Source organism: Pseudomonas sp. DF11 (assembly GCF_058148565.1).
Genome location: NZ_JBYVYN010000003.1, coordinates 331,818 through 356,853 on the forward strand (window position 1 = coordinate 331,818; position 25,036 = coordinate 356,853).

At 60.8% G+C, this 25,036-nt stretch carries 24 protein-coding genes; 9 read left to right on the top strand and 15 right to left on the bottom strand.

All coding sequences use genetic code 11. The features are described 5' to 3' along the window. Positions 1–20 precede the first annotated feature (20 nt). The 7 genes from ydcS to AC30D9_RS11975 all read left to right on the top strand — a co-directional run bounded on the left by ydcS (position 21) and on the right by AC30D9_RS11975 (position 6,416). The gene (gene ydcS / locus AC30D9_RS11945; protein WP_134922943.1) at positions 21–1,172 is read left to right on the top strand and encodes a putative ABC transporter substrate-binding protein YdcS; all 1,152 of its coding nucleotides are present in this window, start codon (positions 21–23) and stop codon (positions 1,170–1,172) included. 234 nt (positions 1,173–1,406) lie between these two features. After that, positions 1,407–2,444, top strand: coding sequence for an ABC transporter ATP-binding protein (locus AC30D9_RS11950; RefSeq protein ID WP_490144086.1), 1,038 nt, complete (start codon positions 1,407–1,409; stop codon positions 2,442–2,444). 1 nt (position 2,445) lies between these two features. Further along, positions 2,446–3,393 (top strand): ABC transporter permease, encoded by a 948-nt coding sequence (locus tag AC30D9_RS11955; protein ID WP_134922941.1) that lies wholly within the window; start codon positions 2,446–2,448, stop codon positions 3,391–3,393. Next, positions 3,383–4,192, top strand: coding sequence for an ABC transporter permease (locus tag AC30D9_RS11960; protein WP_116831540.1), 810 nt, complete (start codon positions 3,383–3,385; stop codon positions 4,190–4,192). The genes AC30D9_RS11955 and AC30D9_RS11960 overlap by 11 nt, the downstream gene beginning before the upstream one ends. A gap of 127 nt (positions 4,193–4,319) precedes the next feature. Continuing rightward, positions 4,320–5,744 (top strand): gamma-aminobutyraldehyde dehydrogenase, encoded by a 1,425-nt coding sequence (locus AC30D9_RS11965; protein ID WP_307575091.1) that lies wholly within the window; start codon positions 4,320–4,322, stop codon positions 5,742–5,744. A 146-nt stretch (positions 5,745–5,890) separates the two neighbouring features. Continuing rightward, positions 5,891–6,142 carry a CopG family ribbon-helix-helix protein gene (locus tag AC30D9_RS11970; RefSeq protein ID WP_109753659.1) on the top strand — a complete coding sequence of 84 codons (252 nt, stop codon included), beginning with the start codon at positions 5,891–5,893 and terminating at the stop codon, positions 6,140–6,142. After that, positions 6,117–6,416, top strand: a complete 300-nt coding sequence (locus AC30D9_RS11975) for a type II toxin-antitoxin system RelE/ParE family toxin (protein WP_307575092.1) — start codon at positions 6,117–6,119, stop codon at positions 6,414–6,416. Before AC30D9_RS11970 ends, AC30D9_RS11975 begins: the two co-directional genes overlap by 26 nt. 46 nt (positions 6,417–6,462) lie before the next feature. On the opposite strand, the gene AC30D9_RS11980 is transcribed toward AC30D9_RS11975, so the two are convergent. Further along, positions 6,463–6,648 carry a hypothetical protein gene (locus AC30D9_RS11980; protein ID WP_092143945.1) on the bottom strand — a complete coding sequence of 62 codons (186 nt, stop codon included), beginning with the start codon at positions 6,646–6,648 and terminating at the stop codon, positions 6,463–6,465. A gap of 361 nt (positions 6,649–7,009) precedes the next feature. Between AC30D9_RS11980 and AC30D9_RS11985 the strand changes: the two genes are divergently transcribed. Continuing rightward, positions 7,010–8,635 (top strand): glucan biosynthesis protein D, encoded by a 1,626-nt coding sequence (locus AC30D9_RS11985; RefSeq protein WP_490144087.1) that lies wholly within the window; start codon positions 7,010–7,012, stop codon positions 8,633–8,635. A gap of 202 nt (positions 8,636–8,837) precedes the next feature. Here the strand turns inward: AC30D9_RS11985 and AC30D9_RS11990 are convergent, their stop codons facing one another. The 3 genes from AC30D9_RS11990 to AC30D9_RS12000 form a co-directional block, all read right to left on the bottom strand. Next, positions 8,838–9,944, bottom strand: coding sequence for an NADH:flavin oxidoreductase/NADH oxidase (locus tag AC30D9_RS11990; RefSeq protein WP_063322819.1), 1,107 nt, complete (start codon positions 9,942–9,944; stop codon positions 8,838–8,840). Positions 9,945–10,338: 394 nt separating this feature from the next. Next, complete coding sequence (gene recJ / locus AC30D9_RS11995; protein WP_490144088.1) at positions 10,339–12,048, bottom strand: single-stranded-DNA-specific exonuclease RecJ; 1,710 nt, start codon at positions 12,046–12,048, stop codon at positions 10,339–10,341. Between the two features lie 169 nt (positions 12,049–12,217). Continuing rightward, entirely contained in the window at positions 12,218–12,760 is a 543-nt protein-coding gene (locus AC30D9_RS12000; protein ID WP_134922935.1) for a YaeQ family protein, read from the bottom strand. Between the two features lie 147 nt (positions 12,761–12,907). On the opposite strand from AC30D9_RS12000, the gene AC30D9_RS12005 reads away from it, so the two are divergent. Then, positions 12,908–14,107 (top strand): CaiB/BaiF CoA transferase family protein, encoded by a 1,200-nt coding sequence (locus AC30D9_RS12005; RefSeq protein ID WP_490144089.1) that lies wholly within the window; start codon positions 12,908–12,910, stop codon positions 14,105–14,107. 336 nt (positions 14,108–14,443) lie between these two features. On the opposite strand, the gene AC30D9_RS12010 is transcribed toward AC30D9_RS12005, so the two are convergent. From AC30D9_RS12010 to ffh, 11 genes are all read right to left on the bottom strand, one after another. Continuing rightward, positions 14,444–14,731 (bottom strand): DUF3509 domain-containing protein, encoded by a 288-nt coding sequence (locus tag AC30D9_RS12010; RefSeq protein WP_109753651.1) that lies wholly within the window; start codon positions 14,729–14,731, stop codon positions 14,444–14,446. Between the two features lie 184 nt (positions 14,732–14,915). Continuing rightward, a complete protein-coding gene (locus AC30D9_RS12015) occupies positions 14,916–16,286 on the bottom strand; it encodes a transporter substrate-binding domain-containing protein (protein WP_134922933.1) in 1,371 nt (456 codons plus the stop codon). 119 nt (positions 16,287–16,405) lie between these two features. Further along, complete coding sequence (gene thrC / locus AC30D9_RS12020) at positions 16,406–17,815, bottom strand: threonine synthase (RefSeq protein WP_490144090.1); 1,410 nt, start codon at positions 17,813–17,815, stop codon at positions 16,406–16,408. 104 nt (positions 17,816–17,919) lie between these two features. Next, positions 17,920–19,224, bottom strand: a complete 1,305-nt coding sequence (locus tag AC30D9_RS12025; protein WP_003198098.1) for a homoserine dehydrogenase — start codon at positions 19,222–19,224, stop codon at positions 17,920–17,922. Positions 19,225–19,356: 132 nt separating this feature from the next. After that, positions 19,357–20,088, bottom strand: coding sequence for a DsbC family protein (locus AC30D9_RS12030; protein WP_063322825.1), 732 nt, complete (start codon positions 20,086–20,088; stop codon positions 19,357–19,359). A 262-nt stretch (positions 20,089–20,350) separates the two neighbouring features. Continuing rightward, positions 20,351–21,247 carry a site-specific tyrosine recombinase XerD gene (gene xerD / locus AC30D9_RS12035; protein ID WP_092202311.1) on the bottom strand — a complete coding sequence of 299 codons (897 nt, stop codon included), beginning with the start codon at positions 21,245–21,247 and terminating at the stop codon, positions 20,351–20,353. A gap of 133 nt (positions 21,248–21,380) precedes the next feature. After that, the gene (rplS, locus tag AC30D9_RS12040; RefSeq protein ID WP_003175895.1) at positions 21,381–21,731 is read right to left on the bottom strand and encodes a 50S ribosomal protein L19; all 351 of its coding nucleotides are present in this window, start codon (positions 21,729–21,731) and stop codon (positions 21,381–21,383) included. A gap of 45 nt (positions 21,732–21,776) precedes the next feature. Continuing rightward, positions 21,777–22,550 (bottom strand): tRNA (guanosine(37)-N1)-methyltransferase TrmD, encoded by a 774-nt coding sequence (gene trmD / locus AC30D9_RS12045; RefSeq protein WP_170842268.1) that lies wholly within the window; start codon positions 22,548–22,550, stop codon positions 21,777–21,779. Further along, the gene (gene rimM / locus AC30D9_RS12050) at positions 22,532–23,068 is read right to left on the bottom strand and encodes a ribosome maturation factor RimM (protein ID WP_053182269.1); all 537 of its coding nucleotides are present in this window, start codon (positions 23,066–23,068) and stop codon (positions 22,532–22,534) included. The genes trmD and rimM overlap by 19 nt, the downstream gene beginning before the upstream one ends. A 5-nt stretch (positions 23,069–23,073) precedes the next feature. Continuing rightward, positions 23,074–23,325, bottom strand: coding sequence for a 30S ribosomal protein S16 (gene rpsP / locus AC30D9_RS12055; protein WP_003198088.1), 252 nt, complete (start codon positions 23,323–23,325; stop codon positions 23,074–23,076). A 251-nt stretch (positions 23,326–23,576) separates the two neighbouring features. Next, the gene (gene ffh / locus AC30D9_RS12060; protein WP_134922932.1) at positions 23,577–24,953 is read right to left on the bottom strand and encodes a signal recognition particle protein; all 1,377 of its coding nucleotides are present in this window, start codon (positions 24,951–24,953) and stop codon (positions 23,577–23,579) included. Positions 24,954–25,036 lie beyond the last annotated feature (83 nt).

Genomic DNA, 25,036 nt, shown 5'->3' on the forward strand with positions numbered 1-25,036 from the left:
TTAAAGCAAGAGGGATTTCCATGTACGCGCACAAGACCGTATTGCTCAGTGCAATCACCATGGCGCTGCTGACCAGCGTCAGCCTCCAGGCCGCCGAACCGCTCAAGGCCGTCGGCGCCGGCGAGGGCCAACTGGATATCGTCGCCTGGCCGGGTTACATCGAACGGGGCGAAAGCGACAAGGCCTACGACTGGGTGACCGGTTTCGAGAAGGAAACCGGCTGCAAGGTCAATGTGAAAACCGCCGCGACGTCCGACGAAATGGTCAGCCTGATGACCAAGGGCGGCTACGACCTGGTCACCGCGTCGGGCGACGCCTCGCTGCGGCTGATTGCCGGCAAGCGCGTGCAGCCGATCAACACCGCACTGATCGCCAACTGGAAAAACCTCGACCCCCGCCTCAAGGATGCACCGTGGTACGTGGTCAACCAGCAGACCTACGGAACCCCGTATCAGTGGGGCCCGAACGTGTTGATGTACAACACCGAAGTATTCAAGCAGGCACCCACCAGTTGGGGCGTGCTGTTCAACGCCCAGAACCTGCCCGACGGCAAGCCGAACAAGGGGCGCGTGCAAGCCTACGATGGCCCGATCTACATCGCCGACGCGGCGTTGTACCTCAAGACCGCCAAGCCTGAGCTGGGCATCAAGGACCCCTACCAACTCGACGAAGCGCAGTACAAGGCCGTGCTGGAATTGCTGCGAGCCCAGCAACCGTTGATCCATCGCTACTGGCACGACACGACCGTGCAGATGAGCGATTTCAAGAACGAAGGCGTGGTGGCATCAGGCGCCTGGCCGTATCAGGTCAACGGCCTGATGAACGAAAAACAACCGATCGCCTCGACCATTCCAAAAGAAGGCGCCACCGGTTGGGCCGACACCACGATGCTGCACGCCGAGGCCAAGCACCCCAACTGCGCGTACAAGTGGATGGACTGGTCGCTGCAACCGAAAGTCCAGGGTGACGTGGCCGCGTGGTTCGGCTCGTTGCCAGCGGTACCGGCAGCGTGCAAGGGCAGCGAGCTGCTCGGTGCCGAAGGTTGCAAGACCAACGGCTTCGACCAGTTCGACAAGATCGCCTTCTGGAAAACCCCGCAGGCCGAGGGCGGCAAGTTCGTGCCGTACAGCCGCTGGACCCAGGACTACATTGCGATAATGGGTGGGCGTTAAGGCCCCCTGTCGGCGAAAAAACCGGAGCTGAACACCGCTCTTGTGGCGAGGGGATTTATCCCCGATGGGCTGCGAAGCGGCCCCAAAACTGTCGACTCAATCTACCTGACACTCAGATGCGTCAGTTTTGGGGGCGCTTCGCGCCCCAGCGGGGATAAATCCCCTCGCCACAGGTCCGGGCCTGACAATCCAGCCAGATCCAACAGAAAGTCGTGCTTTTTGGAGCCCCGCACCATGACGCTTGCAGTCCAGTTCACCCAGGTATCCCGTCAGTTTGGCGAAGTGAAGGCCGTTGACCGGGTTTCCATCGACATTCAGGACGGCGAGTTCTTTTCCATGCTGGGCCCTTCCGGCTCAGGCAAGACCACCTGCCTGCGCTTGATCGCCGGGTTCGAACAACCCAGTGCCGGCTCGATCCGCATCCACGGCGAAGAAGCCGCTGGGGTGCCGCCGTATCAACGGGACGTCAACACAGTGTTCCAGGATTACGCGCTTTTCCCGCACATGAATGTGCGCGACAACGTCGCCTACGGCTTGAAAGTCAAAGGCGTCGCCAAGGCCGAGCGCATCAAGCGCGCCGACGAAGCACTGGAGATGGTGGCCCTGGGCGGCTATGGCGAGCGCAAGCCGGTGCAGCTCTCCGGCGGCCAGCGCCAACGCGTGGCCCTCGCCCGTGCGCTGGTCAATCGCCCACGGGTGTTGCTGCTGGACGAACCCCTGGGCGCCTTGGACCTGAAGCTGCGCGAGCAGATGCAAGGCGAGTTGAAGAAACTGCAACGCCAATTGGGCATCACCTTCATTTTCGTCACCCACGACCAGACCGAAGCGCTGTCGATGTCCGATCGCGTGGCGGTGTTCAACAAAGGCCGGATCGAACAGGTCGACACGCCGCGCAACCTGTACATGAAACCGGCAACCACCTTCGTCGCCGAGTTCGTCGGTACTTCCAATGTGATTCGCGGCGAACTGGCCCGGGAACTGAGCGGTAATCCACAGCCGTTCTCGATCCGTCCGGAGCACGTGCGCTTCGCCGAGGGCCCGTTGGCCGCTCATGAAATCGAAGTCCGCGGCCTGCTGCACGACATCCAGTACCAGGGCAGCGCCACGCGCTACGAGTTGAAGCTTGCCAACGGCCAGACCCTGAACCTCAGCCAGGCCAACACCCAGTGGCTCGACACCACCGCCCAGCACCAGACCGGCCAGCCCCTCAGCGTACGCTGGGCGCGGGAGGCGATGGTCGCGCTGCATGACACTGTCGGCAGTGAGGTGTGAGATGAACACCCTGGCCCTCACCCAGACGCCCACGCCCGGTTCACCGTTGCGGCGTTTTTCCAACCTGCTGTACCGCCGGCCCAACCTCTACCTGTCGATGTTGCTGGTGCCGCCGCTGATCTGGTTCGGCGCGATCTACCTGGGTTCGCTGCTGACGTTGCTGTGGCAGGGCTTCTACACTTTCGACGACTTCACCATGGCGGTCACCCCTGACCTGACCCTGGCGAATTTCACCGCGCTGTTCCAGCCCTCGAACTTCGACATCATCCTGCGCACCTTGAGCATGGCTATCGTCGTATCCATCGCCAGCGCCATCGTCGCGTTCCCGATTGCCTACTACATGGCGCGCTACACCAGCGGCAAGACCAAGGCGTTTTTCTACATCGCGGTGATGCTGCCGATGTGGGCCAGCTACATCGTCAAGGCCTATGCCTGGACGCTGCTGCTGGCCAAGGGCGGCGTGGCGCAATGGTTCGTCCAGCACCTGGGGCTGGAACCGCTGTTGCAGTTCGTGCTGGGGATTCCCGGCGTGGGTGGCAGCACCTTGTCCACCTCACACCTGGGACGTTTCCTGGTGTTCGTCTACATCTGGCTGCCGTTCATGATCCTGCCGATCCAGGCGTCCCTGGAGCGCTTGCCGCCGTCCCTGCTGCAAGCCTCGGCAGACCTGGGCGCCAGACCGCGCCAGACGTTCATGCAGGTGATCCTGCCGTTGTCGATCCCGGGCATTGCCGCCGGTTCGATCTTCACCTTCTCGCTGACTTTGGGGGATTTCATCGTGCCGCAACTGGTGGGCCCGCCGGGTTACTTCGTCGGCAGCATGGTCTACGCCCAGCAAGGCGCCATCGGCAACATGCCCATGGCCGCGGCGTTCACGCTGGTGCCCATCGTGCTGATTGCCATCTACCTGTCTATCGTCAAGCGCCTGGGGGCTTTCGATGCACTCTGAAAAATCATCCTGGGGCCTGAAGATCGCTGCATGGGGCGGGCTGGTGTTCCTGCATTTCCCGATCCTGATCATCTTCCTCTACGCCTTCAACACCGAAGACGCCGCGTTCAGCTTTCCGCCCAAGGGCCTGACCCTGAAGTGGTTCAGCGTCGCCTTCGCGCGCCCGGATGTGCTGGAGGCGATCAAGCTGTCGTTGCAGATCGCGGCCATCGCCACGCTGATCGCCATGGTGCTCGGCACACTGGCTTCGGCGGCGCTGTACCGCCGGGACTTCTTCGGCAAGCAGGGCATTTCGCTGATGCTGATCCTGCCGATTGCCCTGCCAGGGATCATCACCGGCATTGCCCTGCTGGCGACCTTCAAGACCCTGGGCATCGAGCCGGGCATGTTCACCATCATCGTCGGCCACGCGACCTTCTGCGTGGTGATCGTCTACAACAACGTCATCGCCCGCCTGCGCCGCACCTCCCACAGCCTGATCGAGGCCTCGATGGACCTGGGCGCCGACGGCTGGCAGACCTTTCGCTACATCATCCTGCCCAACCTCGGTTCGGCGCTGCTGGCCGGGGGGATGCTGGCGTTTGCGCTGTCGTTCGACGAAATCATCGTCACCACCTTCACCGCCGGCCACGAACGCACGCTGCCGCTATGGCTGCTCAACCAGCTCAGCCGCCCTCGCGACGTGCCGGTGACCAACGTGGTGGCGATGCTGGTGATGATCGTGACGATGCTGCCGATATTGGGCGCTTATTACCTGACCCGGGGTGGTGAGAGCGTGGCGGGGAGTGGCGGGAAATGAATCTGATACTAACGATGACCACCCAATGTGGGAGCGAGCCTGCTCGCGATGGCGTTTCTGAAGGCGCCAAAAGCTTCGCGAGCAGGCTCGCTCCCACAGAAAAACGGCGACAGACGAGGACATGCACATGCAAACCAAACTGCTGATCAACGGCCACCTGGTGAACGGCGAAGGCCCCGGCCAGGCCGTGTTCAACCCGGCACTGGGGCGGGTTCTGGTGGAAATCAACGAAGCCAGCGAGGCCCAGGTCGATGCCGCCGTGCGTGCGGCCGACAGTGCCTTCGAAAGCTGGTCCCAAGTCTCGCCCAAGGACCGCTCCCTGCTCCTGCTCAAACTGGCCGACGCCATCGAAGCCCACGGCGAAGAACTGGCCAAGCTCGAATCGGACAATTGCGGTAAACCCTTGAGCGCCGCGCTGAACGACGAGATCCCGGCGATCGCCGACGTGTTCCGTTTCTTTGCCGGCGCCAGTCGCTGCATGAACGGCTCGGCGGGCGGCGAATACCTGCCGGGGCACACCTCGATGATCCGCCGCGACCCGGTGGGGGTCATCGCCTCCATCGCGCCATGGAACTACCCGTTGATGATGGTTGCCTGGAAAATCGCCCCGGCCCTGGCCGCTGGTAACACCGTGGTGCTCAAACCATCGGAACAGACCCCGCTGACCGCGTTGCGCCTGGCGGAACTGGCGTCGGAGATTTTCCCGGCCGGTGTGCTCAACGTGGTGTTCGGTCGTGGGCAGACCGTCGGCCAGCCGCTGGTGACTCATCCGAAAGTGCGCATGGTGTCGCTGACCGGCTCCATCGCCACCGGTTCGAACATCATTTCCAGCACCGCCGACAGCGTCAAGCGCACGCACATGGAACTGGGCGGCAAGGCCCCGGTGATCATTTTCGACGACGCCGACATCGACGCAGCGGTGGAAGGCATCCGCACCTTCGGGTTCTACAACGCCGGCCAGGATTGCACTGCCGCATGCCGCATCTATGCCCAGCAAGGCATCTACGACCGCTTCGTCGAGAAGCTCGGCGCCGCGGTGGGCAGTATCAAGTACGGCCTGCAAACCGCGCCAGACACCGAGATGGGCCCGCTGATCACTGCCCAGCACCGTGATCGCGTCGCCGGATTCGTCGAACGCGCCATCGCCCAGCCGCATATCCGCCTGGTCACCGGCGGCAAGGCCGTGGACGGCAACGGGTTTTTCTTCGAACCGACGGTGCTGGCCGACGCCCAGCAGGATGACGAAATCGTCCGCCGCGAAGTCTTCGGCCCGGTGGTGTCCGTCACGCCGTTCCTCGACGAAGCGCAAGTGCTGGCCTGGGCCAACGATTCGGACTACGGCCTGGCTTCATCGGTGTGGACCGCCGACATCGGCCGCGCCCATCGCCTGTCGGCACGCCTGCAATACGGCTGCACCTGGGTCAACACGCATTTCATGCTCGTCAGCGAAATGCCCCATGGCGGTCAGAAACGTTCCGGCTATGGCAAAGACATGTCCATGTATGGGCTGGAGGACTACACGGTGGTGCGGCATGTGATGTTCAAGCATTGAAGCCAAGACAACGTTGGCAACACATGCTCGCGGCTGCCCTGCCTGCGCGCTGCTAAGGTTTTCGTCGATCGGTGCACGCTCATCGGTTGACGGAAATCCTGGCAGGACCTAGGGCGTCTACAACGTATACACCCTGGAGATCAGCCATGGCCTCGCCCGTTTTGTCCTTTCGTGTGGAAGAAGGTCTGGCCCAACAGCTGGACCTGTTGGCTGCTGCCACCGACCGCGACCGTCAATATCACCTCAAGCGTGCACTAGTTCGATATGTAGAGGCCGAGTCCTGGCATCTACAAGCCATCAGCGAAGGCATAGCAGACGCCGATGCTGGAAATCTGACCGATCTGGATGCCGTGAAGGCTAAGTGGGCAAAGCGTGCCGAGCATCGTACTGACCGATAAAGCACAGAGTGACCTCGACTCGATTCATGAACATTACCAAAGCGCTATCGGCACGCAAGGCGCTGACGATGTCATCATCGCCATCCTGGAAACGCTGCGACAATTGCAGCGCTTTCCCGGCTCAGGCCGTCCTTCAGTCGTTCCCGATATTCGAGAGCTGGTGCTGACACGCTATCCATCCGTTGCGCCGTACCGACTCGTACAGGGGCAATTGCAAATCCTGCGGGTATTGCAGCAGCGCAGCGAACGTCCTCAGGATTGGTCGATTGAATGATATCGGCCGGTGCTCCCCTGGACCGGCCATTCATCACCGCGCTTGATCAGAATCTGGAAACACTGCGCATCGCATCCACCAGGTAGCGCATGGCGATCCGGTCGTTTTCCGACAACTCCCGATAACGCTCCACCAGCCGTAACTCTTCCAGGCTGAGCCGGCGTGGCCTGCGCGGGTTGGTCAGGCCTGGAAAGATCCCCAGCATTTCAGTAATGCCCTGTATTTTTGTCATGAACTGTCCTTCTTTACGTCGAGTTGACCTGATAGCGCCGTCTGAATCCGGATTGAATCGTCTATCACGCTAAAGAATAGGGAGGATTCAAAGCGTGAAAAGGGAGTTTTAGAGTAATTAGTCAAAAAAAGTTGGAATCGACATAAAAAAAGAAATAACTGTAAGAAAATTTGACCAAGCCACGCTTTCCCTTTCTCTCCAGGCCTGCATTTCCCCTATGATTTTGCGCCTCGGTGAACCGATCCAGCTCTCAGGCATCTGTTCTAACGTTCGTCGCGTTTGGCCAAAGGCATGTCCGAACTCCTTTACCAATCTCTGTTGCCAGGATCGGCTCGGGATTGTTTCGAGAAAGGTTGTATTTATGCACCGCAGGAATCTGCTCAAGGCCTCCATGGCTTTCGCCGCCTACACCGGGCTATCGGCCTCCGGGCTCATGGCCGCCCGCGCCTGGGCCGCCGATCAGACTGCCGACGGCGAAGCCCGTCCCTTCGATTTCAACGGTTTGAAGGATCAGGCCCGGCGGCTGGCCGAGAGCCGCTACGTCGACACCAAGCAAGTCCTGCCACCGACCCTGGCCCAAATGTCGCCGCTGCAGTTCAACGCCATCCGGTACGACGCCAATCACTCACTGTGGAATGCGTTGGACGGGCAACTGGACGCACAGTTCTTCCACGTCGGCATGGGTTTCAAGCAGCCGGTGCGCATGTACAGCGTCGACCCGAAGACGCGTATGGCCCGCGAAGTGCACTTCCGTCCGGAACTGTTCAACTATGAGAAAACCACGGTCAACACCTCGCAGTTGACGGGTGACCTGGGCTTCGCCGGCTTCCGCGTCTTCAAGGCGCCGGAGCTGGACCGGCACGACATCGTTTCGTTCCTGGGAGCCAGCTACTTCCGCGCCGTGGACGCCAGCGGCCAGTACGGGCTGTCGGCCCGCGGCCTGGCCATCGACACCTATGCCAAGAAGCGTGAGGAATTCCCGGACTTCACCAAGTTCTGGTTCGAAACCCCGGACAAGAACAGCACCCGTTTCGTGGTCTACGCCCTGCTCGATTCCCCCAGCGCCACCGGCGCCTATCGGTTTGATATCGATTGCCAGCCGACCCGGGTGGTGATGGAGATCGACGCGCACATCAATGCCCGTACCGCCATCGAGCAACTGGGCATTGCGCCCATGACCAGCATGTTCAGCTGCGGCACCGTCGAGCGGCGCATGTGCGACACCATCCACCCGCAAATCCACGATTCCGACCGGCTGGCCATGTGGCGCGGCAACGGCGAGTGGGTCTGTCGCCCGCTGAACAACCCCGCCAGCCTGCAGTTCAATGCTTACGCCGACAAGGACCCGAAAGGTTTCGGCCTGGTGCAGACCGACCATGACTTTGCCAGCTACCAGGACACCGTGGACTGGTACAGCAAGCGCCCGAGCCTGTGGGTCGAGCCTACGACGGCCTGGGGCGAAGGCTCGGTTGATCTGCTGGAAATTCCTACCACCGGCGAAACCCTGGATAACATCGTTGCGTTCTGGACACCGAAAAAACCGGTGGCTGCCGGCGACTCGCTGAACTATGGCTACAAGCTCTACTGGAGCGCGCTGCCACCCGTGAGCACGGACCTGGCTCACGTCGATGCGACCCGTTCGGGCATGGGTGGCTTCATCGAGGGCTGGGCACCGGGCGAACATTACCCGACCGTCTGGGCCCGGCGTTTCGCTGTGGACTTCAGCGGCGGCGGCCTCGACCAATTGCCGCCGGGCACTGGTATCGAACCGGTGGTGACCTGTTCCCACGGCGAGGTGAAGGACTTCAACGTGCTGGTGCTGGATGCGATCAAGGGCTACCGCATCACCTTCGACTGGTACCCGACCGACGACCGCGTGGACCCGGTACAGATGCGCCTGTTCATTCGCACCAAGGACCGGACCTTGAGCGAGACCTGGTTGTACCAGTACTTCCCGCCGGCGCCGGATAAGCGCAAGTATCCCTGAGCCCTGCTGTGTCAGGAATGACGCCTTCGCGAGCAGGCTCGCTCCCACATTGAGCCTTGTTGTGAACGCTATCCGCGCCACACAACAGATCCACTGTGGGAGCGAGCCTGCTCGCGATGAGGCCGGTACAAGCACCAATTTTTTTCAAACAAACAAAAAGCCCCGGCCAATGACGACCGGGGCTTTTGGTTTTACCAAGCACTCAATCCCGCAAATCCGACTCATGAATCGGCTGGTCCCGATGCGTGGCCCGCTGGTACTGCGCCGGCCATGTAGCCTTGCGTCCACCCAAGTCATCATCGGCATGCAGGGCCCAGTACGGATCGCGCAACAGCTCCCGGGCGAGGAAAATGATGTCGGCCTGGCAGGTGCGCAGGATGTGTTCGGCCTGGGCCGGTTCGGTGATCATGCCGACGGTGCCGGTGGCGATTTCCGACTCCTTGCGTACCCGCTCGGCAAAGCGTGTCTGGTAGCCCGGGCCGGTGGGAATTTCCGCATTCGCGGCGGTGCCACCGGATGACACATCGATCAAGTCCACCCCCAGGGCCCTGAAGCGTCGCGCCAGCTCCACGGTTTCATCCGGGTTCCAACCGTCCTCGACCCAGTCGGTGGCGGAGACACGAACGAACACAGGCAGCTCTTCAGGCCATACGGCCCTCACCGCCTCGGTGACTTGCAGCACCAGGCGGATGCGGTTCTCGAACGAACCGCCGTATTGATCGCGGCGCTGATTGCTCAAGGGTGACAGGAACTGATGCAGCAGATAACCATGGGCCGCGTGGACCTCGACCACCTTGAAGCCGGCCGTAAGAGCGCGCTTGGCCGAATCCACGAAGGCCTGGATGACACCGGCGATCTGCCCTTCGTCCAGTTGCACCGGCTGGGTGTGCTGCGGGTCAAAGGCAATCGGCGAAGGACCGACCGGAACCCAGCCGCCGTCCGCTGGTTTAACGCTGCCATGCTTGCCCAACCAGGGGCGCCAGGTGCTGGCCTTACGCCCGGCATGGGCCAGTTGTATACCCGGCACAGCCCCTTGGGCGGTGATGAAACGGGTGATGCGTTGCAGGGGTTCGATCTGTTCATCGTTCCACAGCCCCAGGTCCTGGGCGGTGATGCGGCCGTCGGCGGTCACGGCGGTGGCTTCGGTGAACACCAGGCCGGCACCGCCCACGGCGCGGCTGCCCAAGTGCACCAGGTGCCAATCATTGGCCAGGCCATCGGTGCTTGAATACTGGCACATCGGCGATACCGCGATGCGATTGGGCAGGGTCAATTGACGAAGAGTATAGGGTTCCAACAGCAGACTCATGGGGCACCTCTCGAATCAGTGGGCAGGCTCCAGGGTTCTGTTTGAAAAGTCGACGAGTGACAAAAGGTGCAACACCCGCCCCCGCGGGCAACGAAAATCGACAAGACGTCACAACGGCTATCAAGCAGTGCTTAGAGCCTAGTCGACAACCCGGGAGGCGGGAGGGTTCAGAACTTAAAAACCGACGGTGTGACGAGAGGGCTTGCTCCCCCTTGGGTCGGTCACTGTGTGGCGAGGGGATTTATCCCCGCTGGGCTGCGCAGCAGCCCCTAAATATTCCTGCACCGCATTTCCTCAGCCAAACGGCGCTGGCCGGTTCCACGACTGCTTCGCAGCCGAGCGGGGATAAATCCCCTCGCCACAAGTGCTATCACCTGATAGATAACACTTGTATCTACCGCGGCTCGATATGGGCAATCATCAACTGCACCGTTTCCTGGCCGCGGAATTCGTTGAGGTCGAGCTTGTAGGCCAGTTCCACCCAGCGCACGGTGGGGTTGGGCCAGATCTCGCGGTCGATGCCAAAGGCGATGCCATCGAGCTTCACCGAGCCGCATTCGCTCTTGAGCACCACCTTCAGGTGCCGTTCGCCCACCACCCGCTGTTCGACCAACTGGAACACGCCGTGGAACATCGGCTCCGGGAAATGCTGACCCCAGGGGCCGGCATGACGCAGCGCCCGGGCCAGTTCCAAGTGGAACTCCTCCACCGCCAGGGTGCCGTCCGACAACAGCCGACCGGTCAGGTCTTCTTCGCGCAATTGCCGGCGCACTTCAGCGTCGAACGCCTCGGCGAACAATGGGAAATTCGCTTCCGGCAAGGTCAGGCCCGCCGCCATGGCGTGACCGCCGTACTTGCTGATCAGGGTCGGATGCTGCGCCGCCACCACGCTCAGCGCATCGCGAATGTGGAAGCCCGGCACCGAACGACCCGAGCCCTTGAGCAAACCGTCGCCGGCGTCGGCAAAGGCGATGGTCGGGCGGAAATAGCGCTCTTTCATCCGCGAGGCGAGGATGCCGATCACGCCCTGGTGCCACTGCGGATCGAACAGGCACAAACCGAATGGCATCGATTCCACCGGCAGGTCCTTGAGCTGGGCCAATGCTTCGCGCTGCATGCCCTGCTCGATGGATTTGCGGTCCTGGTTCATGCCGTCGAGTTGCGCCGCCATCTCCCGCGCCAGGGCCGCGTCGTCGGTGAGCAGGCACTCGATACCCAGGCTCATGTCATCCAGGCGCCCCGCCGCATTCAGACGCGGACCGAGGATAAACCCGAGGTCCGTGGAGGTAATACGTGAATGGTCACGCTTGGCCACTTCGAGAATGGCCTTGATCCCGGGACGAGCACGCCCAGCACGAATCCGCTCCAGGCCCTGGTGCACCAGAATGCGATTATTGGCATCCAGGGGCACCACGTCGGCCACGCTGCCCAGGGCCACCAGGTCCAACAGTTCGCCAATGTTCGGCTGGGGGTTACTGGTGTACCAACCCAGGCTGCGCAGACGGGCCCGCAACGCCATCAGCACGTAAAAAATAACCCCGACACCCGCCAGCGCCTTGCTCGGGAATTCGCAGCCCGGCTGGTTCGGATTGACGATCGCATCGGCCAGCGGCAGTTCGAGGCCCGGCAAGTGGTGGTCGGTGACCAGCACCTTGAGCCCCGCCGCTTTCGCCGCCGCCACGCCTTCCACGCTGGAAATGCCGTTGTCCACGGTGATCAGCAACTGCGGTTCGCGAGTCAGCGCGACTTCGACGATTTCCGGGGTCAGCCCATAGCCATATTCGAAGCGGTTGGGCACCAGATAGTCGACATGGGCCGCGCCGAGCAGCCGCAGCCCCAGCATGCCGACGGTGCTGGCGGTCGCGCCATCGGCATCGAAGTCACCGACGATCAGGATGCGCTGGCGTTGTTCCAGCGCCGTCACCAGCAGATCCACCGCGGCGTCGATCCCCTTGAGCTGCTGATAAGGAATCAAGCGCGCCAGGCTCTTGTCCAGTTCAGCCTCGGACTGCACGCCACGCGCTGCGTACAGGCGGGTCAACAGCGGCGGCAGGTCACCGAGAAATGGCAGGGTGTCGGGCAGTTGGCGGGGTTCTATGCGCATGGGGTGACGGACATTTCTCTATAAGTCATGGGAATTGTTACGAGGGAGCTTGTGTGGGAGCGGACTTGCTCGCGAAGGCGGCGGCATATCAACATAGATGCAAACTGATCTACCGTCTTCGCGAGCAAGCCCGCTCCCACAATGGTCCACTCAATACCGCGTCAATGGATCAGCCGCGCTCGCCCAGCAACCATTGCAGCTGGACTTCATGCTGGCCACGGTCGTCGGTCACGAAAATCGTGCCCTCACTGATCATCACGTCCCACTTGATTACCCGAGGCATATCCTGGGCCAGGGTTTCCAGCACTTCCTGGGGCACGGCGGCGATATTGACGTTTTTCAGGCTCTTGACCGCCGGGATCACCTTGCCTTCCCACACCCGCAGGCTGCCGTAGGCCAGCAGGCTGGTGCGCTCGGTGCGGCGCGAGCACCAGGTCAGGCGGTCTGCGTCAGGCTGGCCGACTTCGATCCAGTGCAAAACACGGTCATCCAGGCTTTTTTCCCACAGCGCAGGTTCATCGACGTCTGACAGACCACGACCAAACGCTAGCAGCTCGTTGTACCAGAATGCGTAGGCCAACAGGCGCACGGTCATGCGCTCTTCGGTTTCCGAAGGATGGCGGGCAATGGTCTGCTTCACATTCTCATACACATTGCGGTCGAGGTCGGTGAGGTTCAGTTCAAACTTATAAGTCGTGGACGGCTGGGCCATGAACGGGCTTCTTGATACGAGGAAAGGCGGCAAGTCTAACCGATGACGCGGGCAATCCACGAATTGCCGACCATCAACCTGCGGCGACCGGCCTTGGCCTATGATAAAACGCTCTATTCGTTCTGCCTTTGTCCTACAGGATCTGTCATGTCGCTTACTGCCAAACCCCTTGCTGGCGTCAAAGTCGTCGAACTCGGCACCTTGATCGCCGGCCCCTTCGCCTCGCGAATCTGCGGCGAGTTCGGTGCCGAGATCATCAAGGTCGAATCGCCCGACGGCGGTGATCCGCTGCGCAAGTGGCGCAAGCTGTACGAAGGCACCTCGCTGTGGTGGTTCGTCCAGGCGCGCAACAAAAAATCCCTGACCCTGAACCTCAAGCACCCCGAAGGCCTGGCGATCCTGAAAAAACTGCTCGGCGAAGCCGACATCCTGATCGAGAACTTCCGCCCCGGCGTGCTGGAGAAGCTCGGCCTGGGCTGGGACGTGCTGCATGCACTGAACCCGAAACTGGTGATGGTGCGGCTGTCAGGCTTCGGCCAGACCGGGCCGATGAAAGATCAGCCAGGGTTTGGCGCGGTGGGCGAATCCATGGGCGGCCTGCGCTACATCACCGGCTTCGAGGACCGCCCGCCCGTGCGCACCGGGATTTCCATCGGCGACTCCATCGCCGCCCTCTGGGGCGTGATTGGCGCATTGATGGCCCTGCGTCACCGCGAGATCAACGGCGGGACCGGGCAAGTGGTGGACGTGGCCTTGTACGAGGCAATTTTCGCCATGATGGAAAGCATGGTGCCGGAATTCGACGTGTTCGGCTTCATCCGCGAACGCACCGGCAACATCATGCCCGGCATCACCCCCTCGTCCATCCACACCAGCGCCGATGGCAAGCACGTGCAGATTGGTGCCAACGGCGACGCGATCTTCAAGCGCTTCATGCAAATCATCGGCCGCGACGACCTGGCCAACGACCCGCAACTGGCCAGCAATGATGGCCGTGACGAGCGTCGTGACGAGCTGTACGGGGTCATCGATCGCTGGGTCAACTCGCTGCCGCTCGATACCGTCATCGACCGATTGAACCAGGCCGAGGTCCCGGCCAGCCGGATCTTCAGTGCCGAGGATATGTTCAGCGACCCGCAATTCCTGGCCCGTGAAATGTTCCTGCAGGCCAAGCTGCCGGACGGCAAGGCGTTCAAGATGCCGGGAATCGTACCGAAGCTTTCCGACACCCCGGGCACCTCCGAATGGGTCGGGCCAGCGCTGGGGGAGCACAACGCCCAGGTGCTCGGCGAGCTGGGCTACGACGCGCAGCAGATCGCCAAGCTGCGCAGCGACGGCGCCATTTGATGCACCATGCTGCGAGCGAAAACCGGCGGCCCACTGAAAATCGACTGTGGGAGCAAGCTTGCTCGCGATAGCGTCGGTTCAGCCGACTTGATGTCGACTGGCACACCGCAATCGCGAGCAGGCTCGCTCCCACAAAGACTCCAGCACCTGCCCCAACACGCAAAAACGTAAACGCCAGGCAAAAAGAAACCCCGAGAAGTGGGGAGACAACTCGGGGTTAAACGTGACCATTTCAAGGTCCGTACAACAAGCGACAAGCACCGGAGCACAATGCTCGCTCTTGTTGGTAAAGAGTCTGACTCATTAGGCAGTAGGAAGGTTCCCACAAAATCCCGGTCAATTCGCCGCGCCCATGACCTTGTCACGCGCCAGATTACGCAGCGCCGCAATCACACAAGGCTCCAGGCGGCCCTCGGCAATCAGCACATCGCGATGCAGGCCATCGACCACATCCGTCAACTGACGCTTATCGGTCAATTGGGCCTGATTGAACACTCGCTCGACCATAATGGCCCCGGAGGCATTCTTCAGCGTCACCAGGCATTCGCCCTTGGCGCCGGAGGGAGTCAGCGTGACCTGATACGGGCTCAAAGCCTCACCCAGCAATAGGCTGATACTTTCCATTCGCTCACCCTTCAATAGTCCGAAAACAACTGCATGTTCACAGTAAGTGACCGTGGGCCGCAGCAGAAAGTTCGTCAGCGCACCGAACCGGCACGCCTTCAATCTGTTCCACCGAGCATGCGCGTCCAATATGACAGGCAAACAACAGCTTTCTCTAGCAGCCTTTGCGTGGTGACGGTCGGCATCAAGCCATGAACCTTTCGCAACGGCGCAAACGCCGCCCGACATCGGACCAGCCCCCCAGAATGCCGCGCAATTGCCCGTCGGCCCCATAGAAAGGCACCGACCAGTGATAGATTTCCCGCAATTGACCGCTGAACATCAGCTGCCGGTCGACGAACCGAGACTGGCCAGTGCGCAATTGCTCCATCACCTCCCCATGCAGCAGCTCGGCGGTGGCTGGCGGGAACGCCACCGAATCCGTCAGCCGCGTGCCCCGAAGCTTTTCGAAGCGGGTCGCAAACTGGTCCTCATAGCTTTTGTTGCACATGATCAGGCGCCCCTCCAGGTCACGGATGAAAATCGGGTCGGGAATGGCATCCATCAATGATCGCTGAAGCATCAACTGATCCTTGAGGACTGCTTCGGCCTTGAGGCGTTGATCGATCTGAATCTGCAGGCGGCGGTTCCATAGCAGGGACAAGAGGCCAAAGACCACGACCACGGCCACACACCAGTAACCCCAGCGAGACAGCCGCTCCCAGATCGATGGCGCCTGGACCGGCGTAATGCCGGCCATCCACTTGGTACGCAGCGCGCGCATGTCTTCGGCCGGAAAAGCTTCCAAGGCTTTATTCAAGATGCTCAACAGCGCGGTCAGGTCCTGGCGTACCGCCAGGTAGTCAGGCTCCCACTTGCCCTCGAGGCCGCTGCCTACCTGCAATTGCCCGGCTGGATAGAGATGCACCCCGGTTTCATTTTCGATGGTGGCATAGGCCTCTCGGCTCTCTACCAACGCCCGCGCCTCGCCATAGGTCTTGGTCGTGCGCAATTTGATCGCCGGGTAATCGCGCCTGATTTCCGCTTCCAACGCATGCCGTGCCGGCAATGCCAGGACCTTCCCCTCAAGCTGCTCCAGCGAATGAAGGGACGATTCCCCGTCACGGCCGACGAATACCCAGCCGGAACCGCCGAATGCATGACTGAAACTCAGAAAATCCCTACGTTCTTCATTCATCGCCAGCAGGGTCGTCATGTCGGCCTCGCCATTCTCCAGCATCGTCAGCAACTCGCCGGGGGAGAACGACTCCCGATGCACGAACTCAAGGCCGGTCATTTGCGCGATGCGCTGGAGAATGTCGTGGTTCAGTCCGTTCCACTGCCCCTGTTCATTCTTGAACAGGTACAACGGAAACTGCATCGTCGCCACGATGACCCTGGGGTTCTCCTTGATCCACTTCAATTCCTGCGCATCCAGCACCAGGCGCTCGCCAGGATTGAACGGCGGCGTTTCAAAAGCCGCCAACTGCGCCGCGTTACCCCCCTGCGCCGAGTACATCAGCGCCAGGCCCATTACCCAGCCCAAGGCGGGCTTGCCTTTGATAAAAAACGACATCTGCATTTCCTTCGAGATGACTCGCCCGTTCCTCCAAGGGCGAAACCCGACCAGTTTGGCATGCAGAAACAAGAAAGCCCGTCAGGAGACGGGCTTCAAAATGTGACAGGTTTACGCGGTCAGAGCGGCTTGCCGCGGTTGCCATGCTGGCTGACAAAGGCCTGCACGGCCTTCAAGTCATTGGGCAACACGGTGCAACGCTCATCTCGTTCAAACAAATCAGAAAGATGCGCAGGTAGTTCGAGCGCTTTTCCTACACCTGCTTTCTCCACCGCTTCCGGGAACTTGACCGGGTGAGCCGTGCCCAGGATCACCATCGGGATGTCCAGGCTGCGACGGCACTCACGGGCGGCCCTGACGCCGATGGCCGTGTGCGGATCGAGCAGTTCACCGCTCTGCCCGAACACCTCGGCGATGGTTTCGCAGGTCTGCTCATCGTCTACGGCCAGCGAATCAAACAGCTTGCGGGCTTCGGTCCAGCGCTCAGGCTCGACGCTGAAACCACCACCCTGGCGGAAGCTGTCCATCAGGCCGGCAATCGCCGCCCCATTGCGACCATGCAGATCGAACAGCAGGCGCTCGAAGTTCGACGACACCATGATGTCCATGGACGGCGAGAGCGTGGCGTGCAGGGTTTCCTTGACGTACTGGTTGCCACTCATGAAGCGGTGCAGGATGTCGTTGCGGTTGGTGGCGACGATCATTTGGTTGATCGGCAGGCCCATGTTGCGCGCCAGGTAGCCGGCGAAGATATCGCCGAAGTTGCCGGTCGGCACCGAGAACGACACCGAGCGAGCCGGGCCGCCCAGTTGCAGGGCCGCATGGAAGTAATAAACGATCTGGGCCATGATCCGCGCCCAGTTGATCGAGTTTACCGCCACCAGCCGCGTGCCCTTGAGGAAGCTCTGGTCGGCGAAACTGGCCTTGACCATTTCCTGGCAGTCATCGAAGTTGCCTTCGATGGCGATGTTGTGGATGTTATCGCCGAAAATCGTCGTCATCTGCCGACGCTGCACTTCCGAGACCCGGTTGTGCGGGTGCAGGATGAAAATGTCGACGTTCTCGCAATGCTTGCAGCCTTCGATGGCCGCCGAGCCGGTGTCGCCAGAGGTGGCACCGACGATCACCACACGCTCGCCACGCTTTTGCAGCACGTAGTCCAGCAGGCGACCGAGCAATTGCAGGGCGAAGTCCTTGAAGGCCAGGGTCGGGCCGTGGAACAGCTCCATCACCCACTCGTTACCGTTGAGCTGACGCAATGGGGCGATGGCGTTGTGGGAAAAGACGCCATAGGTCTCTTCCAGGATCTTTTTGAAATCGGCGTCCGGGATGCTGCCGGTGACGAACGGACGCATGACCCGGAAGGCCAGTTCGTGATACGGCAGGCCGGCCCAGGAAGCGATTTCTTCCTGGGTGAAGCGCGGCAGGTTTTCCGGCACATAGAGACCGCCGTCCGTGGCCAGGCCGGCCAGGAGGACATCTTCGAAATTCAGGGCCGGTGCCTGGCCGCGGGTGCTGATATAGCGCATGGGGCAAACCTTCGGTTTGGGCTTCAAGCGTTGAAGCTGCAAGCTACACATCAAAGGCACGTTTGCCTTCGTTCGCAGCCTGCAACTTAGCGCTTGCCGCTAAATTAATTCAAATGTTCAACGCGGATACGGACCACCGGGCCAACGACCCCCTGGAGCGCTTCCAGCGCCGCAATCGCATCGTTGATGCGCTGCTCGACCACACGGTGGGTCAGCAGGATCATCGGCACCAGGCCGTCGTGTTCCTCGACTTCCTTCTGCATGATCGACTCGATGTTGATGCCGCGTTCCGAAAGGATACTCGCCACTTGGGCCAGCACGCCCGGATGGTCCTTGGCCTGGATGCGCAGGTAGTAGGAGCTTTCGCACGCTTCGATCGGAAGAATCGGGTGAGCCGACAGCGAATCCGGCTGGAAGGCCAGGTGTGGCACACGGTTTTCCGGGTCCGAGGTCATGGCGCGAACCACGTCCACCAGGTCGGCAATCACCGAAGAGGCCGTCGGTTCCATGCCCGCGCCAGCGCCATAGAACAACGTCGAGCCGGAGGCATCGCCGTTGACCATTACCGCGTTCATCACGCCGTTGACGTTGGCGATCAGGCGATCGGCCGGGATCAAGGTCGGGTGCACACGCAGCTCGATGCCGTTGGCGGTGCTGCGCGCCACGCCCAGGTGCTTGATGCGATAGCCCAGGGCTTCGGCGTAGTTCACGTCAGCGGTGGTCAGCTTGGTGATGCCTTCGGTGTAGGCCTTGTCGAACTGCAATGGAATGCCGAACGCAATGGAGGCCAGGATCGTCAGTTTGTGCGCTGCGTCGATGCCTTCCACGTCGAATGTCGGATCCGCCTCGGCGTAACCCAGGGCCTGGGCTTCGGCGAGCACGTCCTCGAAGGTGCGACCCTTCTCGCGCATCTCGGTGAGGATGAAGTTGCCGGTGCCGTTGATGATCCCCGCGACCCAGTTGATACGGTTGGCCGACAGGCCTTCGCGGATCGCCTTGATCACCGGGATACCACCGGCCACGGCGGCTTCGAAAGCCACGATCACGCCCTTCTCGCGGGCCTTGGCGAAAATTTCATTACCGTGAACAGCGATAAGCGCCTTGTTCGCGGTGACCACATGCTTGCCATTCTCGATGGCCTTGAGTACCAACTCGCGGGCAACGGTATAGCCGCCCACCAGCTCTATGACGATGTCGATCTCAGGGTTCGTGGCCACTTCGAAGACATCGTTGGTAATCGCAATACCGGTCGTCTGGAACTGAGGCTTTGGCGTGCGCATGGCAATTTGTGCCACTTCGATCCCACGCCCGGCACGACGAGCAATTTCCTCGGCGTTGCGCTGAAGTACGTTGAAGGTGCCGCCACCGACGGTACCTAACCCACAGATGCCTACTTTGACCGGATTCACTCTTGACTCCCCATGAAACGGCCGACGCAAGGTCGGCCGTGAAATACAGCCGCGCAGCAACGCGACTTTGTGTTTAACGGCCCGACGAAGGTTTTCGCCGAGCCGTGATCTTCAGAAGCGAATCGCCCATGATCATTTCGCGCCCAGTGCCAGTTTGGCGACTTGTGGCGCCGGCTGGTAGCCTGGAATCACCTGGCCGTCGGCCAAAACGATGGCCGGCGTACCGTTCACGCCAATGGACTGGCCCAAGGCGAACTGCTTGGAAACCGGGTTCTCGCACTTGGCGGCCTTGATTTCCTTGCCATCGACCATCTTGTCCATGGCCGCTTTCTTGTCCTTGGAGCACCAGACCGCCTGCAACTGCTCATCGCCTGGCGAGCCCAGGCCCTGGCGCGGGAACGCAACATAGCGCACTTCGATGCCGCGCTTGTTCAGCTCCGGCACTTCGGCGTGCAGCTTGTGGCAATACGGGCAGGTGGTGTCAGTGAACACCGTGATGTGGGATTTGGTTTCGCCAATCGCCGGGTAAACCACGGTTTCAGCGACTGGAATGCCGTTGATCAACTTGGAAATGCCCTGGCGCTCGGTCATTTCGGTGAGATTGACCGGCTTGCCGTCCTTGAGCTCGAACAGGTTGCCCTGGACGATGTACTGACCGTCGGCGCTGGCGTAAAGCACGCGGCTGCCCTTGAGCTTGACCTCATACAGGCCGGCCATGGGGCTGGCCGAAATGGTTTCGATCGGCACTTCGAGCTGAAGGTTTTCCAGGCTCTTGCGGATAGCCTTGTCGGCCGCGTCGTCGGCGATGGCAAAGGTACTGGCCAACGCAATGGCGGCGGCGGTGAACATCTGGATCAAACGCATGGGGACTCCTGAGGCGAACAAATGAGACGGGAAACACCGACCCGCAGATTCGGGTTCCAACCGCCCACTGTGCAAACCGGCAAAGCCTACCACATAAGGGCTGCGTGACCGAATGCCGCTGACGCACGACGTTGGTGGCGGCTTTTCCGTGGGGGCGGGCTTGTGGAAGCAAGGCTTGCCCGCGATGGCCGCGCCGCGGTGTAACAACGGAGCCGCGTTATCGTTCATCGCGGACAAGCCTTGCTCCCACAGGGGATTTTATTCAGCCGCGCGGGTGATGCTTGGCATGCAGGTCCTGCAACCGCGCCCGGGCAACGTGAGTGTAGATCTGAGTGGTGGACAGGTCGCTGTGGCCCAGCAGCATCTGCACCACCCGCAAGTCGGCGCCGTGGTTGAGCAGGTGCGTGGCGAAGGCATGGCGCAAGGTGTGGGGCGAGAGGGATTTGTTGATCCCGGCCACCTTGGCCTGGTGCTTGATACGGTGCCAGAAGGTCTGGCGGGTCATCTGCTCGCCGCGCAGGCTGGGAAACAGCACGTCGCTGGGACGCCCGCCCAGCAGTTCATGACGGGCATCGCGCATGTAGCGCTCGACCCAGACAATCGCCTCTTCCCCCATCGGCACCAGGCGCTCCTTGCTGCCTTTGCCCATCACCCGCAGCACGCCCTGGCGCAGGTTGACCTGCTCCAGCGTCAAGCTGATCAACTCGGTGACACGCAGGCCGCAGGCATACAGGACTTCCAACATGGCTCGGTCACGCTGACCGATGGCTTCGCTGAGGTCGGGCGCCGCCAGCAACGCTTCCACATCGGCTTCCGACAGGGACTTGGGCAACGGACGCCCCAATTGCGGCATTTCCACGCGCAAGGTCGGGTCCACCGCAATCAGCTTTTCCCGCAGCAAGTAGCGATAAAACCCACGCAAACCGGAGAGAAACCGCGCGGTCGAGCGTGGTTTGTAGTTCTGCTCCAGGCGCCAGGCCAAATGATCGAGGATCAACTCCCGGCCGGCATTGACCAGCTCCAGGTGGTTTTCCTGCAACCAACCGTTGAACAGCGCCAAGTCGCTGCGATAGGCATCGCGGGTGTTATCGGACAGCCCCTTCTCAAGCCACAGGGCGTCGAGAAACTGGTCTATCAGCGGATGATCGATGGCTGGCATAAAAACTCTTGAAGGATGCGGGCACACACGGCATCGAAAGGGCAAATGAAGCCATGCAGGGTGCTCAAAGAGCAAATCGCAGGCAACAAAAAAGCAGCCCGCAGGCTGCTTTTTTTTGCATCGGAAGCTGGACTTAAGCCAGTTTTTCCTTGATGCGAGCTGCTTTACCGGACAGGTCACGCAGGTAGTACAGCTTGGCTTTACGCACGTCACCGCGACGTTTCACAGCCATGCTGTCGATTTGCGGGCTGTAGGTCTGGAAAGTACGCTCTACGCCGACACCGTTGGAGATTTTACGAACGGTGAATGCACTGTTCACGCCACGGTTACGCTTGGCGATAACGACGCCTTCGAACGCTTGCAGACGGGAACGGTCGCCTTCCTTCACTTTCACCTGAACGACAATGGTGTCGCCCGGGGCAAAGGTAGGGATTTCTTTGGTCATCTGCTCTGCTTCGAGTGCAAGGATGATTTTGTTAGTCATGCTGTGCTCCTAAGGCGAGTCGTCGGACTCACCATCGATACGTTGTTAACTATCGTCCCGCTCGCGGATGTATTCCTCGAGCAGCTTCTTCTCTTCTCCAGAAAGCGAGCGGCTTTCCAGAAGATCGGCGCGTCGTTCATAGGTCCGACCAAGGGACTGCTGTAAACGCCAACGCCGGATGTGCGCGTGGTTGCCACTTAGCAACACGTCGGGAACACGCTGATCCGCATACACCTCCGGTCGGGTGTAGTGCGGGCAATCCAGCAGACCATCCGTAAAGGAATCTTCCTCAGCGGAATCCGCATGCCCTAAAGCTCCAGGCAGCAGTCGTGTAACCGCATCGATCAGGACCATCGCCGGCAGCTCGCCGCCAGACAGTACATAGTCGCCAATCGACCACTCTTCATCGACATGAGCTTCAATGAAACGCTCGTCAATGCCTTCATAACGGCCGGCAATCAGGATCAATGCATCCGATTTCGCCAGCTCGCGTACCGCCGACTGAGTCAGTTGGCGGCCTTGGGGCGACAGGTAGATCACCTTCGCACCCTCCCCGGCTGCCGTCCTGGCCTGAACCAGCGCATCTTCCAGGGGCTTGATCTTCATCACCATGCCCGGACCACCGCCAAACGGGCGATCGTCCACAGTGTGATGTCGATCCGTGGTGTAGTCCCGCGGATTCCAACAAGTGAGCTGCAACAGCTCCTGTTTCACCGCGCGGCTGGTTATGCCGTACTCGCTGATAGCGGAAAACATCTCGGGAAACAATGTGATGACTTCAACGCGCAAATTAGCCACGTTTAGAAATCCGCATCCCATTCCACCTTCATCTCGCCTGCGGCAAGGTCGACGGCCAACACGCATTGCTCGGTATAGGGCAACAGGCGTTCGCGATCATCCAGGCTGCCGACGCAAGGCTTGACCACCATGACATCGTTCGAACCGGTCTCGAGCAGGTGATCGATTTTCCCGAGCAATTGCCCGAGGTGGTCGATGACCTTCAGACCCACTAGCTGGTACCAGTAGTACTCGCCGTCGGTCAGTTCAGGGAACAGGTTGCGCGGCACGCAGATCTCATAACCGGCCAGAAGACGCGCTTCTTCACGATCATCGAGACCCTTGAGCTTTGCGACCAGGAACTTGTCGTTCCCACGTCCGCTGACCAGCTCCACCTGTTTCACGCTACCTTCGCGCTTGAGCGTCCAGGTTTTGTAGTCCAACAGGTTCTTGATCGGATCAGTAAAGGAATACACCTTCACTTCGCCGCGAACGCCATGTACAGAATAGATCTTGCCGACAACGATCAAATCACCGGCATCTTTTGGCGTCGCGTTCATATTGCTCAGGCCGCAGCCTTAGCCGATTCCTTCAACAACTGAGCAACGCGCTCAGAAGGTTGTGCACCAACGCTCAGCCAGTAGGCTACGCGCTCTTGGTTCACGGACAGACGAACTTCCTGACCACGGGCAACAGGGTTGAAGAAACCAACCTGCTCCTTGTGGGAACCGTCACGCGGGTTGCGGCTGTCGGTTACGGTCAGGTGGTAAAACGGGCGCTTTTTGGAGCCGCCAAGGGCAAGACGGATTGTTAGCATGTGAACATCGTTCCTGTAGTCGGTGCTGCAAATCTAAATGCACAGCGGGCATAGGTGCCCGAAAGGCCGCATATTCTAAGGAATATCCGGACTTTTGCAAATGACTTTTTCCGGCGCCTGGTGCCGTGCGATCAAGATTTGCCATGGAGCCGTCATGAAAAACGGCAGGTCAGCTCCCGTGCAGCACGGGTTTGCTGGAGATCCCCGCATCCGTGCGAGGCAACGCCGACATGACAGCCGGCGCAGATTCTTTACATTTTCGGCATGCCGCCGCCGGGCAACATACCGCCCATGCCGCGCATCATCTTGGCCATCCCGCCCTTGGCGGAGAATTTCTTCATCATCTTCTGCATCTGCTTGTGCTGCTTGATCAAGCGACCGATGTCCTGCACCTGGGTGCCGGAACCCATGGCGATACGACGCTTGCGCGAACCGCTGATCAGGTCAGGGTCGCGGCGCTCGGCCGGGGTCATGGAGTTGATGATGGCTTCCATCTGCTTGAACTGCTTTTCAGCCGCGCCCTGGGCGTTGCCCATCTGCGCCAGGTTCACGCCACCGATGTTCGGCAGTTTGTCCATGAGCCCGCCGAGGCCGCCCATGTTCTTCATTTGTTGCAGCTGGTCGCGGAAGTCCTCGAGGTCGAAGCCCTTGCCCTTCTTCAGCTTCTTGGCCAGTTTGTCGGCCTTGTCCTTGTCGAGGGTCTGCTCGGCCTGCTCGATCAGGCTGAGCACGTCGCCCATGCCGAGGATGCGCGAAGCGATACGTTCGGGGTGGAACGGCTCGAGCGCTTCGCTCTTCTCGCCCATACCGATGAACTTGATCGGCTTGCCGGTGATGGCGCGCACCGACAGCGCGGCACCGCCACGGGCATCGCCGTCGACCTTGGTCAGGATCACGCCGGTCAGCGGCAGCGCGTCACCGAACGCCTTGGCGGTGTTGGCCGCGTCCTGGCCGGTCATGGCGTCGACCACGAACAGGGTCTCCACCGGGTTGATCGCGGCATGCAGCGCCTTGATCTCGCCCATCATCTCTTCATCGATGTGCAGGCGACCGGCGGTATCGACGATAACCACGTCGATGAACTTCAGCTTTGCTTCTTTAATAGCCGCCTGGGCGATGTCCACCGGCTTCTGGCTCAGGTCGGACGGGAAGAACGTCACGCCGATATCGTTGGCCAGGGTTTCCAGTTGCTTGATGGCCGCCGGACGATAGATGTCCGCGGACACCACCATCACCGACTTCTTCTTGCGCTCTTTAAGGAAGCGCGCCAGCTTGCCGGCCGTCGTGGTCTTGCCCGCGCCCTGCAGACCAGCCATCAGCACCACCGCTGGCGGTACGGCGGCGAGGTTCAGGTCTTCGTTGGCGGCGCCCATCAGGCTTTCGAGTTCGGCCTGGACGATCTTCACGAACGCCTGGCCCGGCGTCAGGCTGCGCGACACCTCGGTACCGACGGCGCGTTCCTTGACCGAATTGACGAAGTCCTTGACCACCGGCAGGGCGACGTCGGCTTCGAGCAACGCCATGCGCACTTCGCGCAGGGTGTCTTTGATGTTGTCCTCGGTCAGTTTCGCCTTGCCGGTGACATGGCGCAGCGTCTGCGAGAGACGGTCGGTTAGGTTTTCAAACATGCGCGATCCTTTCAGGCCCAGATGAGACCGGGATAATGGCGGCCCAGACCGTGAAAAATGTGCTCGGCGAGCCTGCGGCGTGG